Source organism: Paenibacillus sp. cl6col (assembly GCF_900102125.1).
GTDB classification, from domain to species: domain Bacteria; phylum Bacillota; class Bacilli; order Paenibacillales; family Paenibacillaceae; genus Paenibacillus_B; species Paenibacillus_B suaedae.
This window is the reverse complement of the sequence record NZ_FNAZ01000001.1, coordinates 863,855-886,689: the sequence shown is the minus strand read 5'-3', so window position 1 is coordinate 886,689 and position 22,835 is coordinate 863,855. Positions and strand designations below refer to the sequence as shown.

The window sequence follows — 22,835 nt, the reverse complement described above, 5'->3', positions numbered from 1 at the left end:
CGTTGAGAGAGGAGAAATTATGAAGTCAGTATTGGAAGTTAGAAAAGGCCGCATTGGCATTGGGTGGCTCATCGTTTGTTCGATGCTTATCTTGACCTTATCATGCCCAACAAGTTTATATGCCCAGAGCGACGCGGTATCGGTGACATACGGCAATCAGCCAGGTTCCGTTAAGGAGTTTGTGAAATATGACGTGAGTCCATCTAATTCTGTCACATTAGGTGCGGGTTCCTCCAAGTCGATTAAAGTATACGGATATGAATCCAATGGGAAAAAAGTATCGCTTGGATCGAAGGTGCAATGGCAGTCAGGCAATGAGCAAGTTGTGAAAATGAGCGGCGCAACAATTAAAGGAGTGGCGGAAGGAAGTACGATCGTTACAGGCGTATATGGATCACAAAGGTTTGATATTTCTGTACACGTTACTGCTACGATTAAAAAACTAATTGTAACTCCTACGAAGGTGGTACTGTCTCCCGGGAAGTCTGCGGCTTTTTCCGTTCAAGCGGTCTATGCGGGCGGGAGCACAAGAGATGTAACTTCACAGGTGACGGCGAAAGCGTCAGGTCAGGGCATCGATGTTGGCAGCGGTGTCGTTACGGCGGTGGGGCAGCCAAAGGGAAGCGTCAGTGTAAAACTGTATTATGGAGGGAAAGGTGTAACTCTTCCCGTTGTACTACAGGAAAACTTGGTGAGTATTGATGTTCAGCCTACATCTCTCGTGGTGGAAGCGGGAGCTGCGAAGCCCATTAAAGTAATCGGCACTTTATCGAGCGGCAAAAAGGTGTCTCTTGCTGGCAAGATAGCATGGAAGTCCGGCAATGATCAAATTGCCAAAGTAACCGTTTCCGGCGTAAAAGGACTTACGGAGGGAACGACGAGAATTGTGGGCGTGTACGGTGATCGTACGTTTGAAATCCCGGTTCAAGTCACACCAAAGTTGAAAAAGCTGACCGTTGTGGCATCAACGGCGAAGCTTGCGCCTCATCAGTCGACGAGCTATCGAGTACAGGCAGTATACAGCAGCGGTAACACGTCTGATGTCACGTCACTTGCCAAGTCGAAGTCGAACGCCAAGGCGACTGCCAATCAAGGGATGATTACTGCAGTAAGTAAAGGGAAGGCTGTCCTTACCTTTTCATATGGCGGCAAACAAGTATCTCTGCGTATCACAGTAGAGTAGGATGATCTTGAGTTCTAGTTCTATACAAGGCCTGCACAGGTTGATGACCTGTAGAAGTAAAGCATGATGTTCGTGTTGCTCGTGATGTCAGCGTCATGAAGATGTATATATCGGAAAGCGGCAGCTCAGGATTCGTCATTCCTGATACTGCCGCTTTTCATTTGCCATTATCGAGAATCTCTTCATTTCACAGGAACTATGTAGACGCCAATTAGACATCTATCCGTAAGAATGTGCCCGTGCTTAGTCCGTAATAAGGAACCCGACCTTTTTGAGCGCTTCGCATACTTCATCCAATCGCTCTTCGCTTGGGGAGGTCAAGGTATGGAGATGAATTCCATTCGTAAGCTCTGAGATGAAGGCTGCTCCGCTGCTGCGGATATTGTTCATGAAATCATAGACCTCTTTGCGGGTATTGACGCGGATTTGTGCCGAGATTTGCCCGTATATGGGGTGTTCCACGATAACATCCTTGACGCCTACGCCATAATCGACGATAAGCAGCAGTTCTTCCTCACTTTGCTCGGGTGCGTGCTGAACAGCAATTACTCGCTCGAACAACGAGGCGTTTTTTTTTGTGCTTTGATCCATGTATACGTATCCTTGGCTAGTCGCGAGAATGGGCTCGTTGCGCGCCTTTAGCAAGGTCATATCTTGCACGATTACTTGGCGTGATACATTAGCTCGTTGGGCCAACTCGGTTCCTGTGAGTGGAGAGGAGGACTTCAGCCAATCCAGCAGCTTCGTTCGGCGCTCTTCGCCTGTCAGCTTGATGTTAGTCGCCAATTGGATTTGCTCCTTTCAAGGACGCCAGCAATGTTAATAGGCTGTCCAGATGCTCAGTAGTTGTGGATCTGCCGAAGGAAATGCGGATAAACCGAAGCGCTTCCTCCTTGCGAAGTCCAATAGCCGCAAGAGAGGGGGAATGCTCCTGATGACCTGCTGCACAGGCCGTTCCGGTCGAAATGCAGATTCCGTTACGATTACATTCTAGCATAACATATTGGCCCTCCATCCCGTCAAAGAGGCACCCGGCAATATGTGGAGCAACTTCGGCGTATTGTTCGTTAACAGCAGGGGTGAGTGGAATTCCAAGCCGCCCAGCTTGGGTGAACAAATAAGTATGAAGCTGCCGGAAGTGTGATAACAGCTCAGCTTGATTCTCTACGCAATGTTCGGCTGCGGTCACGAAGGCGCCAATACCGGGAACATTGACTGTGCCCGCGCGAAATCCGCGTTCATGATGGGTTCCTGGAAGGACAGGCTGCCAAGGGACTCGTGGGTGAAGGTAGGAAGCTCCCACCCCTTTGGGGCCATACACTTTGTGGCTGGACAACGAGCAGGCATCCACCCCCAACTGGCGGATATCAATCGGGAGCTTGCCAAATGTCTGAACCATATCACTATGCAGGAAAATGCCTCGTGCTCTGAGTAGAGGCGACAGATCAGCCAATGGCTGCACAATTCCTGTCTCGGAATTGGCATGCTGAATGGATACTAAGCCTGTGTCCGGTTCAAGTGCTTGTTCAAGAATTTCCTTCGTAATGATGCCTCCCGCATTCGGCTCAATGAGCGTCACCCGGTACCCTAGCCGTTCCAGATAGGAAAGGGCATTACGGATGGAGGCGTGCTCCATTACTGTTGTGACAAGATGCTTTCTCCCCTCTGGCAACCCGTTCAGAATGGATTGAATCGTCAATAGATTCGACTCCGATCCTCCGCTCGTAAAATATATGCCTTCCTTAACTCCGCCTATCATACTTGCCAGCTTCTCTCGGCAGTATTCCAGCACATATGCTGCACGGCCGCCTGTGTCATGAAGGCTGTGACTATTGCCGTATGCTTCGCGGCTTAATTCGGTTAGTAGGTGCAGCGCACGTTCATCCATAGGTGCAGCAGCGGCGTAATCCAAATATATCAACGGTGAAAGTCCCCTTTATATCCTTGTTATTTTTTACTCGTCATGCAGTCATGTTTCCTATGTCTATCCAGGAATGAGTTGCTTTTATCAAAATCCTAGCTTGCAAAGTAACTGAGCTTATTGTAATGTTGTATCAGATTTACTGTCAATACAGGTGTAAAGACACATGTATATTATATGATTGTCTGTTTGTAAAGTTCATGCACTTATTTTCGAAATAAAGAAGTGAAAAGATATGGAAAAGGGAGAACACTCCGTTATTGTTGTGGGTTCTGGAGTCGCGGCATTGTCGTTACTATCCTCGCTGCCTCCACATATACACGCAACTGTATTAACCAAAGGAAAGGTGTCAGACAGCAACTCAATTCTGGCACAAGGGGGGATTGCTACCTCCTACTTGCCAGATGATACGATGCTTAGTCATATCGCAGATACACTTGAAGCCGGAGCGGGGCATAACGACCTGAACATGGTACAGACGGTCATTCGGGAGGGCAAGGAGATTATGCTTGAGCTTGTAGAGGCTCAGTTTCCTTTTGACCGTGATCACGATGGAAGGCTAATGCTGGGACGTGAGGGAGCTCACCGTGCGAATCGGATCTTTCATGCTGGCGGTGACGCCTCTGGCAGGATGCTGGTGGATTATTTGCTGCAACGGATCCCGAGTCATGTTCAAATCCGTGAATTTGTTACTGTAATTGATCTTCTTGTGGAGAAAGGACGCTGTAATGGTGTTGTTCTCCGAAGCAAGGAAGGGCAGATCGAGACGCTTCATGCTGAGCATATTGTGTTAGCTACAGGTGGATGTGGCAGCCTGTATCGCCATCACAGCAATCATCAGGTTGCAACCGGCGATGGGCTGATGCTGGCCTATCGTGCAGGTGCGCATCTAACAGATCTTGAATTTATGCAGTTTCATCCGACGCTGCTTGTGAAGGACGACCGCAGCTATGGACTAGTGTCGGAAGCGGTGCGCGGGGAAGGCGGTGTGTTAATTGACGAGCATGGCCGCCGGATTATGGAAGGCAGACATGAACTTAAGGATTTGGCTCCACGTGATGTCGTAGCTCGAGTGATTCATGAGGAGATGCAGCAAGGGCATGCAGTTTATATAGATATTCAAGCATGCAGAGATTTTCGAAGTCGCTTCCCGAGCATTACACGACTTTGTGAAGAAGCTGGTATAGAACTGGAGAAGGGACGGATTCCAGTAGCCCCGGGCATGCACTTCCTCATGGGAGGCATCCAAGTCAATGAATGGGGAGAGAGTGGGATTCACGGACTATTTACGATTGGGGAAGCCGGCTGCAACGGACTCCATGGAGCTAATCGTCTAGCGAGCAATTCATTGTTGGAAGCACTAGTTACAGGGCGCAAGGCGGCAATGCGAATTCGTGCGAGTGAGCTCGGGAAACTGGGATCACGGGCCGACGAGTTTGAGGCAAACGTTGTCAGAGAAGCCAGAGCGGCTGAAGTATTCACGGGTGAAGCAGCAGTCATAGGCGAAGTTGGCATGGCTAAAGCAGTCGAGGCTGAAATAGTCGATGGTAATGTGCAGCACTCCATTTCGATACAGGTTCCGCAGACGTCGCTTGAAGAGCTTCAGCGTAGAATGACGTCGGCAGCAGCAATTGAACGGAATCAAGAACAATTGCAGAGCATGAAGCAGTGGTTAACGAAGATGCCGACACGGGCCTTGAAAGTGCAAAAAATCACAAGGGAACAGCTGGAGCTTGCGAACTTGTGGCAGCTGGCACAGCTTGTTACCGAGTCTGCTCTGCTGCGGGAGGAGAGCCGCGGGGCTCATTACCGGAGCGATTGTCCGAATCGTGATTATCATAATTGGGGTAGTAAGCAAATTGTCCATTCCCTGACAGGAACTCAAATTGTGCGTAACGAAAGGATTGTGCCATCATGGAACGTTTTCAGTTAAGACGGCTGCTGGAATCCTTCTATGCGGAGGATATCGGAAGCGGGGATCAGACATCATCATTTCTATTTGACGGAGAACAGTGCGAAGCTGTTATTAAAAGCAAAGCGGACGGATTACTTGCAGGGGCGGATGTCATTACAGAGGGCTTCCGGCTGATGTCGGAGGGGATTCAGATTTCCTTGCAGAAGCGAGATGGGGACTCTCTATCCCAGGGAGAACCAATAGCGGTCTTACAGGGATCTGCGGGAGCAATGCTGACTGGAGAGCGCGTTGTCCTGAACTTGCTGCAGCGCATGTCCGCGATTGCGACTCAGACGCGTCAAGCGATTCGACTGCTCGATGACGAGCATACCCGAATTTGTGATACGCGCAAGACGATGCCGGGTCTGCGCATGCTCGACAAGTATGCGGTGCGTGTAGGCGGCGGCTATAATCATCGCTTCGGTCTGTATGACGGCATCATGATCAAGGACAATCATATTGCGGCTTGCGGCTCGATCACAGAGGCGGTTAGACGAGCGCGATCTTATGCCGGCCACATGATTCGGATTGAGGTAGAGATTGAATCGGAGACACAGCTGTTAGAGGCCATTGCCGCGCAGGCAGATGTCATTATGTTCGATAACCGCTCACCGGAAGAAGTGAAGCACTTCGCATCATTAACACCAGGAAGCATCATAACTGAGGCATCAGGCGGCATTACGTTTAACACGCTTCACCAGTATCGGGGAACAGGTGTAGATTATATATCACTCGGATTTTTGACTCATTCAGTACACAGTCTAGACATTAGCATGGATGTAGAACTTCGTTAAGGAACAGAGGGGGAGAAAGACGATGTCCATATTGGAAGTGATGAGAGGCGAACATGGCATGATGCCTGAGCACTATAAGCGGCTGAGTGTGGAAGAGATGGAGCAGCGGGTGCGTGATATCAAGCAGCGGTTCGGCTCGAGATTGTTGATTCCCGGCCACCATTATCAGAAGGATGAGGTCATTCAGTTTGCTGACATTACAGGGGACTCGCTGCAGCTTGCTCAGCGAATTACAGATGCGGAGTTTATTGTCTTTTGTGGTGTTCACTTCATGGCGGAGACGGCTGACATGCTGTCATCTCCGAGTCAAGTCGTTGTGCTCCCAGATATGCGTGCTGGCTGTTCGATGGCGGATATGGCCAATATGCAGCAGACCGAGGTGGCGTGGGGACGTCTGCAGGCAGTGTATGGAGATACCATTATTCCGTTAACCTATGTCAATTCATCGGCTGAGATTAAAGCCTTCGTTGGCCGACATGGAGGCGCGACAGTAACTTCATCTAACGCGAAGGAAGTATTGGCATGGGCGTTCAAGCAGAAGGAACGAATTCTCTTCCTGCCAGATCAGCATCTTGGACGGAATACGGCTTATGATCTGGGCATTCCGCTGCGCGACATGGCGTTGTGGGATCCGGAGCTGGGCGAGCTGGTGACAGATCGTGAGGATGTGCAAGCCATTCAGGTTATCTTGTGGAAGGGGCATTGCTCAGTACATGAGAAGTTCACGGTAGACAATATTCGCAGTGTTCGGGAGCGAGATCCAGAGATTCAGATTATCGTTCATCCTGAATGCTCGCGTGAAGTCGTTGCGTTATCGGATTATGCAGGATCCACGAAGTATATCATTGATACGATCAATGCCGCGGAACCCGGAACGAAATGGGCCGTCGGAACGGAAATGAATCTCGTGAACCGCATCATCCATACTCACCCGGATAAGCAGATTGAATCGCTCAATCCGAATATGTGCCCGTGCTTAACGATGAATCGGATCGACCTGCCTCATTTGCTCTGGTCATTGGAGCAGATTGACCAAGGCAAGCCGGTAGGCATCATTACGGTGCCAGAATCGATCAAGGTCGATGCTGTTAAGGCGCTGGATCGAATGCTGCAGATTTAGGTAAGAACTATTAGAGGTGAGTGCATTATTGTAGATAGCAATTTATTGCTGATTGAGAGCCGCAGGTGCATAGAGCATGTACACGCTATTTTCCATTATACCCAGCAATGGTTTCACAGTATCGACACCAATATACTATAGGGGGGTATGGTATACTGTGTGTGAATACGAATCAAACACCATGCGTAAGGGAGAGGTCTTGGATGGAAATCGCAATCATGCTATACGATGGAATCACAGCCTTAGACGCAATTGGGCCCTATGAAGTATTTGCGGCTACAATGAAATGCAACGTGAAGTTTGTCGCCAAAGAAAAAGGGTTGATCAAATTAGATTCGAAAATGGGCTATATGCATGCCGATTACAGCTTTTCGGAGATTACTTCAGCTGATATTCTTGTCGTGCCTGGCTGCAGCCCGCCAAACTATAAAGCTCCGATGAATGATGAAGCGACGCTGAATTGGATACGCCAATTGCATAAGACCACGACTTGGACGACATCGGTGTGCAACGGATCTTTGATTTTGAGTGCTGCTGGCTTGTTGAATGGTGCCAAGGCAACAAGTCATTGGGGATCCTTCGAACTGCTTCGTTCGCTTGGAGCCATTCCAACAAATGAGAGAGTGGTTCGCCATGGCAAAATCGTCACAGCGGCCGGCATCTCTTCCGGTATCGACATGGCACTCCAATTGGTAGCCTGGGAAATGGGTGAAGAGATGAGCAAAGGAGTGCAGTTGATCTTGGAATATGATCCTCAGCCTCCGTTTGATGCAGGTTCGCCCCATAAAGCGCCGGCCCCATTGGTAGAACAGATAAGAGGAATGCTTCAACAGTTCTCGCAGCAGGAGCCGAATTTATAAATCGTAATCCGTCTATCAGGTCTGGATACAGACAGGCGAGGATTAGAACAGAGAGATATATCAGCAGCTGAAAATAGAAAGCAGCAGTCTAGGACTTTATTCGGGTGCTAGACTGCTGCTTTTTCATTTCCTAGACGACCTACATTACTTCAGCAACGCAAGCGTCGCTCTGATCGCATTATCAATAAATGATTGCTGTGGACGAGACTTTAACATAACAGTTAGTCCAATTAGCGAGATGATGAGCGCTTGGGACAAAGCCTTAGCTTCTATATGGGCATCGAGCTCGCCTGAGTTAATTCCACGTTCTATCGTTTCTTGGAAAATGACAGACAGGTACATTTGATGTTCTCTTGTTAGAATTTCGAATTTCTCATCATGTGGTGCAAGTTCAACCATGGTATTAATGCAAAAACAACCCCCACTGCAATCACTTGCATATTCCTCAGCAACCACATCTGCAAAAAACGCAGCAAATGCTTCTTTGACAGATGAGTGGCTTTGAAGCTTGTCGCGTGTCTCAGAAGCCCGGGACATCATATATTTGCGCAGCGCAGTTTCGAACAATTCCTTTTTGTCTCCAAAGGCAGCGTAAATGCTAGGGCGCTGAATACCCATTCGGGAAGTTAAATCACTCAACGAGGTAGCCTCATATCCCTTCTCCCAAAATAGCTGCATGGCCGCATCTAATACTTTACCTTCGTCAAATTCGCGAGTTCTTGCCACAATAAATACCTCTCTTTTTACGTACTGTCCAGTATATTATTATTTTATGATTAGCTGTTCTCTTTGTCAAATATAGGACAGATTATCCCAACTGAGAGAAGATGGACATTTCAACGATCGCTAATGAAGGCAAATATTCTTGTTGACAATAAGAGTTGGCGCAAGCTATATTTACTGGGAATTATAACATACCGTTCGGTACAGTATTATAATGACTAAGTTAAGCGAATGGAGGTAAAGTGTGTCCAACATGGAGGAGGTTCTAGAAAAGGCAGAGATTCATGCCCATGCCAAGGGGAATTCCGCAACACAGCTTACGTCTGATTCTGATCAGCACACGACGATGTCTCGTTATGTGATCCTGCTGTTTGCGGCTGCTTGCGGCATGTCTGTCGCCAATATCTACTTCGCCCAGCCACTGCTCGATCAGCTGTCGATTGAGTTTGGTATTGAGCATTCGATCATTGGCATCGTGATTACGATCACTCAGATCTTTTATGGGCTGGGGTTGCTTCTGCTGGTACCGCTTGGAGATTTGTTGAACCAGCGCCGGTTAATTATCGGACAGATGCTGTTGTCCATGATCGCTCTCATTATCGTGGGAACTGCTCCTACCAGCACCGTTCTATTTGTTGGCATGGCATTGGTGGGGCTGCTTGCCGTAGTGACGCAGACGCTTGTGGCGTTTGCGGCAACGATGGCTGCCTCCGCTGAACGAGGACGCGTGGTTGGCATTGTCACAAGCGGAATTGTCATTGGCATTCTGCTTGCCCGATCCATTGCCGGTATTGTAACGGATCTTGCAGGTTGGCGTGCCGTATATCTAGTCTCCGCCGCGCTGCTGCTATTTATCGTTTGTGTGTTTGCTAGAGTGCTGCCCCATATGGAGCGTGAGGTCAAATCACTGTCCTATCCTCAGCTGCTTAGATCCGTGATTACGTTGTTTGTACAAGAACGGATGCTGCGTATCCGCTCTGTCCTGGCGCTGCTGATTTTTGCTGATTTCAGCATTTTGTGGACTTCACTCGTACTGCCACTCAGTGCGCCACCGCTATCGCTCTCGCACAGTGCTATCGGGGCGTTTGGATTGGCAGGTGTTGCCGGAGCGTTAGCGGCAGCACGAGCGGGGAAGCTGGCTGATCGAGGCTATGGACAGAGAACGACGGGTTTTTCTCTGGTTCTACTGCTGCTCTCATGGTTGTTCATCAGCTATACAGAGCAATCCTTATTCGCATTAATGATTGGCATAGTTCTGCTGGACTTGGCGGTGCAAGCCGTACACGTCACGAATCAGACAATGATCCTTCCTTTGCGCGCGGAGGCGCGCAGTCGACTAACAGCCGGGTATATGGTGTTCTATTCGATTGGCAGTGCAAGCGGCTCAATTGCTTCAACCCACGTCTATGCACATTATGGCTGGGGAGGCGTATGCTTGCTCGGAGCCTCTGTCAGTGCAGCAGCTCTCCTTTTTTGGGCAATGACCAGACGCGTTGGTGCTGCTGCATGAAGGTAAGCTGGCGTCTTATAATCTACAGATTCAGCATCATGAATCACATTATTTATCACCTCACTCAACAGAACTGAATAATCACTCGAAATGAAGATATATATACGACGTTAAATAAATGTTTTCAAGCCTACTCTACTCGATATGCTATGAACGATACGATAAGGAGAGATTGTCCGTGGAGATTGGTATTACTTCGTTTGTAGAGACAAAGCCGGATATTCAGACTGGTGAAGTGATCAGTCACGCACAGCGATTGCGCGAAGTCGTAGAGGAAATTGTGCTTGCTGATCAGGTGGGACTTGATGTGTTCGGCATAGGGGAGCATCATCGCGAGGACTATGCGGCATCTTCACCTGCAATCGTGTTGGCAGCGGCTGCATCACGGACGTCGCGCATTCGGCTGACGAGTGCGGTGACGGTACTTTCTTCAGCAGATCCAGTGCGCGTATATCAGGATTTTGCTGCGCTTGATGGGATTTCGAATGGACGTGCTGAAATTATGGCGGGCCGGGGTTCCTTTGTCGAATCTTTTCCCCTGTTCGGCTATGATTTGAACGATTATGATGAGTTATTTGAAGAACATTTGGAATTGCTTCTCCACATAAGAGAGTCTGAGAGGGTTACCTGGTCAGGGCGTCATCGGCCAGCGATTCGCAATCAGGGCGTGTATCCGCGTTCGGTTCAAGATCCATTGCCGGTATGGATTGGGAGCGGGGGGAATCAGGAGTCCGCTATCCGTGCAGGTCTGCTAGGACTGCCGCTGATGCTGGCGATCATTGGCGGGAGTCCGATGAACTTTGCACCGCTTGTGCAGCTGTATAAGAAGGCAGCCGCGCATGCTGGCCATGATGAATCGCGGCTCCAGGTCGGTTCACATTCGATAGGATTTGTTGCAGAGGATACGGAAGCAGCAGCTGATATGTTTTTCCCATCTACCCAGGCAGGCATGAATAAACTCGGCAAGGAGCGGGGCTGGGCGTATTATGACCGTTCCAGCTTCGACGCCGCCCGCAGCTTTGAAGGAGCGCTGTATGTTGGCGATCCGGACACGGTTGCTCACAAGATCATACACCTTCGCAAGCAGGTAGGCATTACACGCTTTATGATGTATGTGCCCTTAAGCACGATGCCGCATGACCAAGTAATGAGAGCGATTGAGCTGTTAGGGACGGAGGTTGCGCCACGAGTTCGGGAGGAAATTAGCAAGTGGGAAGCTGAAGCGGGAATTCAAGCGTAATGCAGAGTTGTTATAGATAATAGAACAAGTGCTTCGAAACTACATCTCGGTATTGGAGGAACTTACATGAATTTTGAAAGTCGGGTATCGCCGGAATTAAGAGCGGCATTAGCACAGTTTCCAGGTTTTCAACTAGAGGAGAAATTAGCGTGGAGCAGAAGCTTGTTGTCAAATCCTCCGATTGAGAAGTCAGAGCATGTACATACGACAAGCCAGATGATTCCGGGGGCAGCAGGCGAGATGTTGGCCAAGGTATACGAGCCTGCCTCGCGAACGGGCGCCAAGCTTCCGGCCATGCTGTGGATTCATGGAGGAGGCTATGTAATGGGGCATCCGGATATGGACGATAACTTGTGCGAACGCTTCGTGCAGGCAGCGAATTGCATCGTTGTATCGGTCGATTACCGACTTGCTCCCGAGCATCCTACCCAGCTGCAATCGATGATTGTTACGCCGGCCTGATATGGATGACGAATGAAGCCGAATCGTTAGGCATTGATGTAGATCGAGTCGCGATAGCTGGTGCGAGTGGAGGCGGCGGTCTAACCGCAGCGCTTGCCTTAATGGCTCGCGACAAAGGCGGTCCGGCCCTTATCTTCCAAATGCCGCTGTATCCGATGCTCGACAACCGAAATAAGTCGGCATCAAGCTATGAAGTTATGGCCGACAACGCAACCTGGAACCGGACGAATAACGTAGCAGCCTGGAGCATGTACTTGGGAGATGCTAGCGACACTCGCGAAGTATCCCCATATGCGGTGCCGTCGAGCGCAGAAAGTTTGGCGGGGCTGCCGCCGACCTATACGTGTATTGGCCAGCTCGATCTGTTCCGAGATGAGACGATCGATTATGTGACTCGACTTGCGGAAGCGGGGGTAGATGTTGAGTTCCATCTGTATCCTGGAAGCTATCATGGCTTCGAAGTGTTCGTCCCCGACGCGGAAGTGAGCCGGCGCGCAAGTCAGAGCTATGTGGATGCGATGGCCAAGGCGCTTAATCCGTCAGTCTGCTGATGCACCATACTTGACAGAAATGAATACACATGTAATAGTAAATGAAATGGATATATTTGCCTATCTAATTCAAATGAAAGGGCGATGCATAGTGATGCGCGTTCATCATTGTTACTGGGATGAGCAATTTCATAGGTCGGCCCTTTTGAACAAGAGGCTGTGTGGAAGCTAACAACTTCCGCACAGCCTCTTTCTTTTGGTAAAGCAAGAAAGGAGAGGAATGGTTGTGGCAGTTAAACATTTGCAACAAGAAGAGCATACGGGGCCAATCACGCTGGACGGAGGACAATTGGCACTAGGTCAACTGACTGCGATTGCCTATGATTACGCTCCAGTGGTTCTCGCCTCCGACGCCGTACAGCGCGTCATGCGATGCCGTGAAATGGTCGAGGAATTTGTGGATGCGAATAAAGTGGTATATGGGGTGACTACTGGATTCGGCAAATTCAGCGATGTCATGATTTCGCCGGAGGATTCGGCAGAATTGCAAGCCAACTTAATTCGGAGTCATGCCTGTGCCGTTGGTTCTTCCTTGCCAGAGGCAGCGGTGCGTACGATCATGCTGCTGCGGGCGAACGCCCTCGCGAAGGGATTCTCCGGCATTCGTCTGGAAACGCTTCAATTGCTCATCGATTGCCTCAACCGGGGCGTTCATCCGGTGATCCCTGAGCAGGGATCACTTGGCGCGAGCGGAGATTTGGCCCCATTGTCGCACTTGGCGCTGGTTCTTATGGGTGAAGGGGAAGCTGTCTATCATGGAACGCGCATGTCCGGTCATGATGCATTGGCATCGGCAGGTCTGAAGCCCGTGCAGCTGCAGGCCAAGGAAGGACTGTCGCTCATCAATGGCACACAGATTATGACAGCAATCGGTGCACTGACTTATGTGCATGCCCTGCGGCTTGCCAAGACGGCGGATGCGATCGCGGCTCTGACGGTGGAGTGCTTGCATGGGATTACGGATGCGTTCGCGGATGAGCTTCAGCGCGTCCGGCCTTATCCAGAGCAGATTGGCGTCGCTGCCAATCTAAGAACACTGCTGAGCGGCAGTCAGTTGACGACGAAGCAAGGCGACATTCGTGTGCAGGATGCCTATTCTCTGCGCTGCTTGCCTCAGGTTCATGGCGCATCGCGACAGGTGCTTGCTTATGTGGAGGATAAGTTGAATGTGGAGATGAACGCAGCGACCGATAATCCGCTCTTGTTTTTGGAACAGGGCACAGTCATCTCAGGCGGGAATTTCCATGGACAGCCGATGGCGTTTGCAATGGATTTCTTGAAAATAGGGATGAGCGAGCTAGCCAACATAGCGGAGCGGCGCACGGAGCGGCTTGTCAATCCGGCATTGTCTGGCGGGCTGCCTGCATTCCTTAGCCATCAGCCTGGTATGGCGTCCGGCATGATGATTCCGCAGTACGTGAGCGCATCGCTCGTCTCGGAGAACAAAGTACTGGCTCATCCGGCGAGCGTCGACTCGATCCCTTCCTCCGCCAATCAGGAGGATCATGTATCGATGGGCACGACGTCTGCCCGCCATGCGGCACAAGTGGTAGACAATGTGTCCAAGGTGCTGGCCATTGAGCTGATCTGTGCGGCAGAAGCCGCCGAGTTCCGAGGCGCAGAGAAGCTGGCTCCTTCGACGCGTGCGCTCTTCGACTTGGTGCGCAAGCTTGTACCGCCGGTAACGACGGATCGCTCTTTAAGCAAGGAGATTGAAGCCGTTGCATCTGCGCTTAGCAGAGGGGAGTTCCTTCATGCCGTAGAGGAAGTAGCAGGCCGATTATATTAAGTCGACTTCAAGAAGAGAACATCAGGTTTCATATGAAAAGGAGGCGTAACAAGATGAATCAGGTAAAGAGAAGCATTCGTGCACCGCGCGGTAACGAGTTAACATGCAAGGGGTGGGTTCAGGAAGCAGCCATGCGCATGCTGATGAACAATTTGGATCCAGAAGTGGCGGAACGACCGGAAGACTTGGTGGTCTATGGCGGGATTGGCAAGGCGGCACGCAACTGGCCTTCCTACGAGGCCATTGTCCGTGAACTGCAGCGGCTGGAGAGCGATGAGACGCTGCTTATTCAATCCGGCAAGCCGGTCGGCGTATTCCGCACACACGAGCGGGCACCCCGCGTACTCTTGTCGAACTCTGTGCTCGTACCGAATTGGGCGAACTGGGATCACTTCCGCGAGCTCGAACGCAAAGGGCTGATGATGTATGGCCAGATGACTGCGGGAAGCTGGATTTATATTGGGACGCAAGGCATTCTCCAAGGCACATATGAAACGTTCGCTGAAGCTGCTCGTCAGCATGCAGGAGGGTCGCTTCGCGGCACGCTTACATTAACGGCCGGTCTTGGCGGCATGGGTGGTGCCCAGCCTCTTGCTGTGACGATGAATGATGGCGTCGTGATTGCAGTCGAGGCAGATCGTTCTCGGATTGAACGCCGAATTGAAACGCGTTACTGTGATGTATTGACCGAGACCTTAGACGAAGCATTGGAACTCGCACTTCAAGCAATCAATGAGAAGAGGCCGTTATCGATCGGATTGCTTGGCAATGCAGCAGAGCTGTTCCCTGAATTTGTGCGCCGCGGCATCAAGCCTGACTTCGTAACCGATCAGACTTCTGCTCATGATCCGCTCAACGGTTACATCCCAGCTGGTTACAGCTTAGAGGATGCGGCTGCTCTTCGCGTCCGTGATCCGAAGCATTATATCGAGCTGGCGAAGGCCAGTATGGCGGTTCACGTGCAGGCGATGTTGGACTTGCAGAAGCTCGGATCTGTTGTGTTCGATTACGGCAACAACATTCGCCAAGTGGCATTCGATCAAGGTGTACAAGATGCGTTCGCATTTCCAGGCTTTGTTCCGGCTTATATTCGTCCGCTCTTCTGCGAGGGCAAAGGGCCATTCCGCTGGGCTGCCTTATCGGGCGATCCAGAAGATATTCGCAAGACAGATGAACTCGTATTGAAGCTGTTCCCGGATAATGATCATTTGCGCCGCTGGATTACGATGGCCCAAGAGAGGGTGTCCTTCCAAGGTCTACCGGCCCGTATTTGCTGGCTCGGATATGGAGATCGCGCCAAGTTCGGCTTAGCGATTAATGAGATGGTGAAGTCAGGCGAGCTAAGCGCTCCGATCGTTATTGGCCGTGATCATCTCGACTGCGGCTCCGTTGCTTCCCCGAACCGCGAGACGGAGGCAATGAAGGATGGCTCCGACGCTGTAGGAGACTGGGCAATCTTGAATGCACTTATTAATACATCGGCAGGGGCCTCTTGGGTATCTGTCCATCACGGTGGCGGCGTTGGCATGGGATATTCCTTGCACGCCGGAATGGTCGTCGTTGCCGACGGCACGGATGAAGCTGCGGAACGGCTGCGCTGCGTCTTGACGACCGATCCGGGGATGGGAGTCATCCGTCACGTAGACGCAGGATATGACGAAGCGGTTGCGACCGCGGAGCAGCATGGAATCTGTATTCCAATGCGTCAGCAGTCCTGAGAGCAGAGCACGGAATCAACATTGCAATGCCCGCAGTCCTGACAGCACGGGAAATTGCCGATAGTACGGCGAAGTACCAACGGAATATTACCTACCTAAATACGCAACGAGGGAGGTTTCTTACATTGGAACAGATTGATTTGCTTCTAACAGGTATCGGATGCTTATACACCCCCGAAGGTAATGGACCCAGATATGGGGATGAGATGGGACAGATTCGGGAAATTAAGGATGCAGCTGTCGCCATAAATAAAGGAAAGATCGTATTGGTAGGACATAAGGATGAAGTGATGGCTGCCTTGGCAGGAGCAGCTATTCGCGAGACGATTGATGTCGGTGGCCGCATCGTGACTCCCGGGTTAGTCGATCCGCATACGCACCTCGTTCATGGCGGATCCCGTGAGCACGAGCTAGCAATGAAGCGTTCGGGCGTGCCGTATCTAGACATCCTGGCGAAGGACGGCGGAATTCTAAGCACGGTCAAATCGACTCGGCAATGGAGCGAGCAAGAGCTATACGACAAGGCTTATCGAAGCCTAAATGAAATGCTGCTCCAAGGGGTGACGACGATAGAGGCGAAGAGCGGCTATGGCCTGAATCTGGAGACAGAGCTGAAGCAGTTGCGAGTCTCGCGTCGACTTCATGATACGCATCCGGTGGACATCGCCTCTACCTTTATGGGAGCACACGCTGTACCCGAAGAGTACAAGGGACGGACAGAGGAATTCGTGGCCGTAATCATTGAGGAAATGCTCCCGGCCGTTGCAGCAGAAGGATTAGCGGAATTTTGCGACATCTTCTGCGAAGAAGGCGTATTTGACGTGGAGCAATCCCGCGTTATCTTGATGGAGGGCAGACACCATGGGCTCATTCCGAAAATTCATGCGGATGAAATTGTAGCCTTAGGCGGTTCTGAGTTGGCCCAAGAGGTAGGAGCGATCTCAGCCGAGCATTTGGTGATGACGACTGATCAAGGATTGTCCAGTCTGGCAGCAGGTAACGTGATTCCGGTCTTGCTTCCGGGAACGACCTTCAATCTTGGTCTGTCCCAGCATGCCCGCGCCCGCGATATGATCGACAAGTTCCGGCTGCCTGTCGCACTCTCCACCGACTACAATCCGGGATCATGCCCGACGGAATCGATCCAGCTCATCATCATGCTGGCATCCTTGAATCTGAAGATGCAGCCTGAAGAGATTTTGACAGCATGCACGCTGAATGCAGCTGCTGCGATCGGACGCGCAGCAGACATCGGCTCTATCGAAGTCGGCAAGCGGGCGGACTTGACCATTTTCGATGCGCCTAACCTAGCTTACTTGCCATATCATTTCGGCATTAATCATACATTCGGTGTAATCAAGAACGGAGCGCAGGTCGTGTGGAATCGTACCCTGAAGACGCAAGTAGTGCAAGGAGGAGGTGTGCGATGAATACTTCACTCCTCATCTGCGCGTAACGGAAGAAGCTGCCTTCCATGATTAACCGGAAATGAAGGCAGCCTATTCGGGGCGCGGTATGGTGAAGCGACCGTAATACTATAATTGCCGACCTTCCATATCTACAAATCATCTAAAAAATCGTCTACATGGATGCTGCCTGACGCAAAAGCGGGGCAGTGTCTTTTTTATTTCCATTTCGCTGCCTGACATGAAGTTGAATGGAATATAAGATAGGTGCCTCATTATTTGCGGGATCACGCAAAAATATTTGCGTCGTTGCATGCAAATCATGCGCTACATACAGATTCGCCAATCTATGGCTTCATGATATTTTTAAAAAGCATTGAAGTTCAATAGATCGGAGTGAATACAGATGACGGTATTTTATGAGAGGCTGAAAAACTTCTTTAATTTACAGGATCCAGACTATGTTGATTTTCTGCGAAAATATGAAGCAAAAGGGAAGAAGCAAATTACATTCTATTTAATGCTTGCTCTCATTCCAGGGGTACTGACTTATATTCTTATCTATTTTTTCCGTGAGCCGTTTATGGAATTGACGGGTTTATCTAGTCACAACACGCAGTTTTTCATCTTGGCTATTATGGCATCGGTCTGGCATGTATTTTTTCCATTTGCAATGTTACGATATGCTGATAAGCTTTCCTTTAAAGAATCCCTTCGATATTTAGGCTTTACAAGACTGGATCTAAAAGGGCTTATTATTGTGTTTCCAGTAATTGTGATTCTATTTACGTTGATCTCCCTTCCCTATATGAGGTTCATTTTTCCGCCTTTGCATGAATATTTAAATAGCCTCCCGTATTTCCACATGGGAGAGTGGCATATTTGGCAGCAAGGTTATTATGATTTCCCGTGGTACTTGTTGGTGATTGGGGTGTTCGGGAATTTTGTAGGAGAAGAAATCTATTTTCGTGGTTACTTGCTCAGAAAAGTGGGCTCGCTTAAGTTTGATTGGTTAATTATTGCAGTGTTATTTCAAATTTATCATATGTGGCAAGCACCGCAGAACTGGGCGTTCATTCCTCTATCCATATTTATTCCCGAAGAGATATTAGTCAAACTCCGGAAAAATATTTATGGTGCCATTTTGCTTCATCTTTTTGTGAATACGATTTGGGGTATCATTACTTTTAAACTAGTTGGAGTGTAAAATGAGTAAAGAATCTATGCTACACGACTAATATTACTAATATTAAATGTCAACCAAGGTGAATGTAATGAAAAATGTAAAGGGCAAACATCAGTATTTCGTATATCTATCTTTGTTTCTTTTTTTATTCGCTGCATTCTATATTCATTGGCAGTCTTTTGAATACCCATATATAGGCGTTAAATTGGAGAATAAGAATGAAAAATGGTTCGTGACAGGGATTGATCCTGGCGGGAAAGCAGAAGAAATAGGAATCGAACCAGGCGACGAGCTCATAGCCTTGGATGGAAAGAGATTAACCGATTGGCCACATAGCAAGATTATCGATATGAAACAAGTGAAGACGTATACGTTCCTCCATCACGGCACAGAAATACAAGGCAAGGTGGATCAGCGGGATTTTTTTAAACAGATCTTTGCGATTGGAGTTGAATTGATACTCGTCGGAATCGGAAGCTTTACTTACTTCAGGAAGCCTGAATCACATCTGATACGCGATTTTTTCAAAATGAATATTGTGTTGGCGTTCATCATTTTGACGATTTATGCGACTGAATTGATTATAGCGAATGTAATCTTGGCCGCATGCTCGATCTGGATTCCTTACATGATGCTCGACATGTTCCTTCAATTGATTTTTACAAAGGTAAGACCTGTGGTGCAAAGTTTATTTACCTGCGCTAAAGCTGTGCTCGTTGTTTTTACCCTCTATGCCTCATTCACCATCACGATTGGCAGAATTCCCGATTGGATCAGGGATATTACACTTATTCAATTTATGATTGTTATTGGGATTATATTAGTTCTGGGGAGACTTCATTGGAGTCGTTTTGATCGAATAAGAAAGAACTATTTGTTGATCCTTGTCACTGGAATTTCTCTCAGCTTTCTCCCCTTTTTATTTTTATATGCGATCCCGAATGTAGTGGGATTACGGTACATGTTAGCACCAGAATATGCGATGATTGGGCTTATCCCTTTCTCCTCCACGATTATGTACATTTTGATTAAACAGAGAATGGTAGATATGCAACTTTATATTTCCCGGCTATCTATCCATACGTTGTTTGTTGCCGGACTGTTCTTTGTTTATTTATGCTCGATTTCATTTAAGTGGTCACCTATGATTTATATTTTTTTCTTATTCGCCTATACAGGAAGTTATCAGTGGGCTTTGAAATGGGCTAACGACAAAGTGAACGGTAGAAAGCTATGGCTAGAGAAAGAAAAACTTAAACTCTCGATTCAACTTACGGAGAAGAAGAATAACCGTGATTTAATGATGATGCTGGTGGAGATGATCCAAGAAGTAATCGACGTAGAAGGTATCTGTGTCATATGGAGAGACGGCGTTCAACAACATGCCTATTGCGTAGGTGTTTTCGAAGAGCTGGAAGAACAGTTAATCATGGAGGATTGTAGCGAGCTGGATTTAAGTAAAAAATATCATTTTAGTGAAGTGTTACGTGTCGGGGAGAAGGATTATTTATGCCTTGGGCATAAGAGCAATGATACGTTTTTCTCGGCAGAGGAACTTCAGTTTTTAGAAAAAATACATATGGAAGTGTTTCGGCTGTTAAGGAATGCCCAATTACTCTCCAACATGCAAAAAAACTATCTATCGGCAAAAGTTCAAGATGGTGATGATACCAAAGAGGCAGCCAATCCTAACAACAAGATGAATTATGTAATATTGGAGGCACAGGAATCCGAGCGAATACAGACCTCTTACATTTTACATGATCAAATCTTGCAAAACCTCATTTTTCTTTCCCGTGATTTAGAAGAGCTGTATGATTCCAAAGTGATCAATAAACAGAAAGTGAAGCTCTGGCTTCATTGTATCTATGACTCACAGAGTGAGATTCGCCTGTTATGTGACCGCCTTCATCCGCATATTGTTGATAAAACCGATTTAAAGGACGCTGTACAATGGCTGATTCGTTCAACGAAGGAGAGAGCGGAGCTTGAAATCGAATTTCAATACAAGCTTTCGCCCGATCTGGTGCTGCAACCGTTAGTGAAAACCAATATTTTTAGAATCATCCGGGAATTGCTTACGAACGCAGTCAAACATGCCAATGCTTCAAAGGTAGTCTTAGCGATTTGGAATACTGGGCGTGTACTTCAATGTAGGGTGCAGGATAATGGAGCAGGATTTGACGTCGCGGAACTGGGCCGACATAACTCTGATCAACGTCACTTTGGTCTTGTATCCATTCATCATCAGGTCACTTATTTGGGCGGTGTAATGAATATTCATTCTTCAATAGGGACAGGCGTAGATGTTCATATTTGTGTGCCAGTAATGGAGGATCATTGCCATGTTGGATAAAATTAAAGTGATACTGCTGGATGACCATCCTTTAGTCATGGAAGGATTGAAAAACCGAATAAACGAAGAGAATGATATTCATGTAATCGGAACTTTCACGGATCCACGCGAGGGTGTTCAAGAGCTGGATCATGTAAAGCCAGATGTATTCGTTATGGATATTTCAATGCCGCATATGGATGGCTTTGAAGTGGCAAAGCTATGCAAGGAGAAATTCGGGCTAGCTATGAAAATTATTATGTTGTCCGGCTACACTTATGAGGAATTCTACCAAAAAGCGTATGATATTGGAGTCCATGCTTATTTATCCAAACAGGCCACTTACCAGGAAATCATTAATGCGATTAGGCAAAGTGTATTAGGCCATATCCTAATACCGGAGAAAGTTCTAAGTGGTCTAAAGCAAGATCAATTGTCCGCTATGGAGAGGGAAGTGCTTAAACTAATTGCTCAAGAAAAGAGCAATCAAGAGATCGCTGTTATTCTAACGATGAGCAAGCGAACCGTTGAATATCACATTGCATCTATTATTGATAAGCTTGGAGTTAAGACGCGCATTGGTGCTGTTGTAAAGGGCTACGAATCCGGTTTGCTAATAAATCAAACCAAGTAGAATGGCGGATAAGGCTCGTGATCCATTTGGCATCCCCTGTAATCCCCATGAGCGCGAGGGTAATTATATAGAAGGCAAAATCTCTACGAGAACTATCCAGCCTTATCAAAAGAAAGTCCCCCTCAATGAGGGGGACTTTCATACTTTCATATCAACATGATGTGAGCCATCTATTAGCCTGCGGCCCATACATCCAATTCAATTTTCAATTCAGGAAGACCTAATCCAGCAACATAGGCAATCGTCATGGAAGGAGAGGGAGCGCCGAATACGTGATTCCACTCCGCATCGAAATGATCCCAGTCGATTTCTTCCGTCGCCCAAATATTCACTTTCACGACATGATCAGGCGTCAGCTTCTGAGAAGCAAGGAGGGCAACAATGTTGCTCATCGTGTTCGTTACTTGTTCGTTGAAGTCAGTGGGAATGTGATTGTTTGGATCGATTCCAATTTGACCAGAAAAAACATACAGCTCCGCATCTCTGCTAATTTTGGTTACATGGCTGTAGTGTCCAACCGGCTTGGCAATTGATTCAGGATTATATCTGGAAACGATAGGATTGGTTTGTGTCATTACTAATATCTCCTTTTAAATGGTTTTCGTTCATTTCCTTCAAAATGGACAGACGTATCCCGTCCTTATGAATTCTAGAAGAAAACAGCAGTAGAATACCCGATACCGGAGGATAGGCTTCTCAAAGATCTCTTTTTCATCAGGTACTCACTCCTTCCCATTTAAAAGTTAATCAATTGATGTAAAACACCTAAATTATAGCATTAGATCTGTTGAAATACTAGGGAATGTTCACTTGATTGGATGACATACTTACGAATAGCGCCGCAATACGTCATCAGTCTTCATTTTTGTTATCGCTGTGATGAGCTTAAGAAGAAAATGAAGGGGCAATGACTTTGTTCATAGATTGAAAATGGTAAGGAGAGGCTGCTAGGCAGACAAAATCCCCTCGCTACGATGTATATTCGCCGTGTCCCAACTGGATTTGTGTCATATGGTGAATAGGGAGGAGGGGAACAAAATTGGAAGCCTATCAGAATTGCTTGTACTGTATGAACAAAAAAGTTCGTATCCTGACAATGGACCGCCAAGAATACCGAGGGACGGTTGTTAAGGTAGATTATCAAAATGTCTATTTGCGTCCCGAAGCGAATTATGGAGCTGTAAGAACGTCAGGCTTTTTTCCTTTCGTTAATAACGATATCATAACCTTAAGCTTATTCACATTACTCGCTATTGCATTGATATAACTTGATGGATCCGGAGCTCGGCATTTGCCGGTCGATTTCGTCTCATGACGAGCTTCGGGTTTACATATTCTTTGTTTTGTTTGAGTCTACTCATTTCATAAAAAAGTAAATTTATTCATTGAATCATGTCATATCGCTACCCTAGTGGGCAGCATATTTGAATCGTAAAATGATAGATAGAA

The 22,835-nt window shown here is 48.1% G+C and carries 18 protein-coding genes and 1 pseudogene; 15 read left to right on the top strand and 4 right to left on the bottom strand.

Annotated features, from left to right (window positions below; translation table 11 throughout):
* Positions 1–19: 19 nt before the first annotated feature.
* On the top strand, positions 20–1,183 hold the full coding sequence (locus BLS15_RS03810; protein ID WP_021254067.1) for an Ig-like domain-containing protein: 1,164 nt from the start codon (positions 20–22) through the stop codon (positions 1,181–1,183).
* Between the two features lie 243 nt (positions 1,184–1,426).
* Here BLS15_RS03810 and BLS15_RS03805 read toward each other — a convergent pair whose 3' ends face one another.
* Both BLS15_RS03805 and BLS15_RS03800 read right to left on the bottom strand, forming a co-directional pair.
* Positions 1,427–1,969 (bottom strand): transcription repressor NadR, encoded by a 543-nt coding sequence (locus BLS15_RS03805; protein ID WP_090509963.1) that lies wholly within the window; start codon positions 1,967–1,969, stop codon positions 1,427–1,429.
* Positions 1,959–3,104, bottom strand: coding sequence for an IscS subfamily cysteine desulfurase (locus BLS15_RS03800; RefSeq protein ID WP_090509959.1), 1,146 nt, complete (start codon positions 3,102–3,104; stop codon positions 1,959–1,961). The genes BLS15_RS03805 and BLS15_RS03800 overlap by 11 nt, the downstream gene beginning before the upstream one ends.
* Positions 3,105–3,339: 235 nt before the next feature.
* Here BLS15_RS03800 and nadB point away from each other — a divergent pair, with 235 nt between their 5' ends.
* The 4 genes from nadB (at position 3,340) to BLS15_RS03780 (ending at position 7,832) form a co-directional block, all read left to right on the top strand.
* Entirely contained in the window at positions 3,340–5,037 is a 1,698-nt protein-coding gene (gene nadB, locus BLS15_RS03795) for an L-aspartate oxidase (RefSeq protein WP_090509956.1), read from the top strand.
* Positions 5,019–5,852, top strand: coding sequence for a carboxylating nicotinate-nucleotide diphosphorylase (gene nadC, locus BLS15_RS03790; RefSeq protein ID WP_090509953.1), 834 nt, complete (start codon positions 5,019–5,021; stop codon positions 5,850–5,852). Before nadB ends, nadC begins: the two co-directional genes overlap by 19 nt.
* A gap of 22 nt (positions 5,853–5,874) precedes the next feature.
* A complete protein-coding gene (gene nadA / locus BLS15_RS03785; protein WP_090509948.1) occupies positions 5,875–6,972 on the top strand; it encodes a quinolinate synthase NadA in 1,098 nt (365 codons plus the stop codon).
* A 203-nt stretch (positions 6,973–7,175) separates the two neighbouring features.
* Positions 7,176–7,832 carry a DJ-1/PfpI family protein gene (locus BLS15_RS03780; RefSeq protein WP_090509941.1) on the top strand — a complete coding sequence of 219 codons (657 nt, stop codon included), beginning with the start codon at positions 7,176–7,178 and terminating at the stop codon, positions 7,830–7,832.
* Between the two features lie 144 nt (positions 7,833–7,976).
* Here BLS15_RS03780 and BLS15_RS03775 read toward each other — a convergent pair whose 3' ends face one another.
* On the bottom strand, positions 7,977–8,558 hold the full coding sequence (locus BLS15_RS03775; RefSeq protein WP_090509936.1) for a TetR/AcrR family transcriptional regulator: 582 nt from the start codon (positions 8,556–8,558) through the stop codon (positions 7,977–7,979).
* A 343-nt stretch (positions 8,559–8,901) separates the two neighbouring features.
* Between BLS15_RS03775 and BLS15_RS03770 the strand changes: the two genes are divergently transcribed.
* The 9 genes and pseudogenes from BLS15_RS03770 to BLS15_RS03730 all read left to right on the top strand — a co-directional run bounded on the left by BLS15_RS03770 (position 8,902) and on the right by BLS15_RS03730 (position 21,386).
* Complete coding sequence (locus tag BLS15_RS03770; RefSeq protein WP_254777279.1) at positions 8,902–10,065, top strand: MFS transporter; 1,164 nt, start codon at positions 8,902–8,904, stop codon at positions 10,063–10,065.
* Positions 10,066–10,243: 178 nt separating this feature from the next.
* Positions 10,244–11,305: an LLM class flavin-dependent oxidoreductase gene (locus tag BLS15_RS03765; protein WP_028532196.1), complete on the top strand. Its 1,062-nt coding sequence runs from the start codon at positions 10,244–10,246 to the stop codon at positions 11,303–11,305.
* Between the two features lie 66 nt (positions 11,306–11,371).
* A pseudogene (locus BLS15_RS03760) lies at positions 11,372–12,318 on the top strand (alpha/beta hydrolase).
* A gap of 226 nt (positions 12,319–12,544) precedes the next feature.
* Positions 12,545–14,107: a histidine ammonia-lyase gene (gene hutH / locus BLS15_RS03755; RefSeq protein WP_021254078.1), complete on the top strand. Its 1,563-nt coding sequence runs from the start codon at positions 12,545–12,547 to the stop codon at positions 14,105–14,107.
* Positions 14,108–14,160: 53 nt separating this feature from the next.
* A complete protein-coding gene (gene hutU, locus BLS15_RS03750) occupies positions 14,161–15,825 on the top strand; it encodes a urocanate hydratase (protein ID WP_021254079.1) in 1,665 nt (554 codons plus the stop codon).
* A 125-nt stretch (positions 15,826–15,950) separates the two neighbouring features.
* On the top strand, positions 15,951–17,255 hold the full coding sequence (gene hutI / locus BLS15_RS03745; protein ID WP_090509932.1) for an imidazolonepropionase: 1,305 nt from the start codon (positions 15,951–15,953) through the stop codon (positions 17,253–17,255).
* Between the two features lie 382 nt (positions 17,256–17,637).
* Positions 17,638–18,438, top strand: coding sequence for a CPBP family intramembrane glutamic endopeptidase (locus BLS15_RS03740; RefSeq protein WP_090509928.1), 801 nt, complete (start codon positions 17,638–17,640; stop codon positions 18,436–18,438).
* 67 nt (positions 18,439–18,505) lie between these two features.
* Positions 18,506–20,773 carry an ATP-binding protein gene (locus BLS15_RS03735; RefSeq protein WP_175460704.1) on the top strand — a complete coding sequence of 756 codons (2,268 nt, stop codon included), beginning with the start codon at positions 18,506–18,508 and terminating at the stop codon, positions 20,771–20,773.
* The gene (locus tag BLS15_RS03730) at positions 20,763–21,386 is read left to right on the top strand and encodes a response regulator transcription factor (protein ID WP_021254083.1); all 624 of its coding nucleotides are present in this window, start codon (positions 20,763–20,765) and stop codon (positions 21,384–21,386) included. The genes BLS15_RS03735 and BLS15_RS03730 overlap by 11 nt, the downstream gene beginning before the upstream one ends.
* Before the next feature lie 173 nt (positions 21,387–21,559).
* On the opposite strand, the gene BLS15_RS03725 is transcribed toward BLS15_RS03730, so the two are convergent.
* Positions 21,560–21,961 carry a RidA family protein gene (locus BLS15_RS03725; protein WP_021254084.1) on the bottom strand — a complete coding sequence of 134 codons (402 nt, stop codon included), beginning with the start codon at positions 21,959–21,961 and terminating at the stop codon, positions 21,560–21,562.
* 464 nt (positions 21,962–22,425) lie between these two features.
* Between BLS15_RS03725 and BLS15_RS29305 the strand changes: the two genes are divergently transcribed.
* Complete coding sequence (locus BLS15_RS29305) at positions 22,426–22,653, top strand: hypothetical protein (protein WP_021254085.1); 228 nt, start codon at positions 22,426–22,428, stop codon at positions 22,651–22,653.
* Positions 22,654–22,835 lie beyond the last annotated feature (182 nt).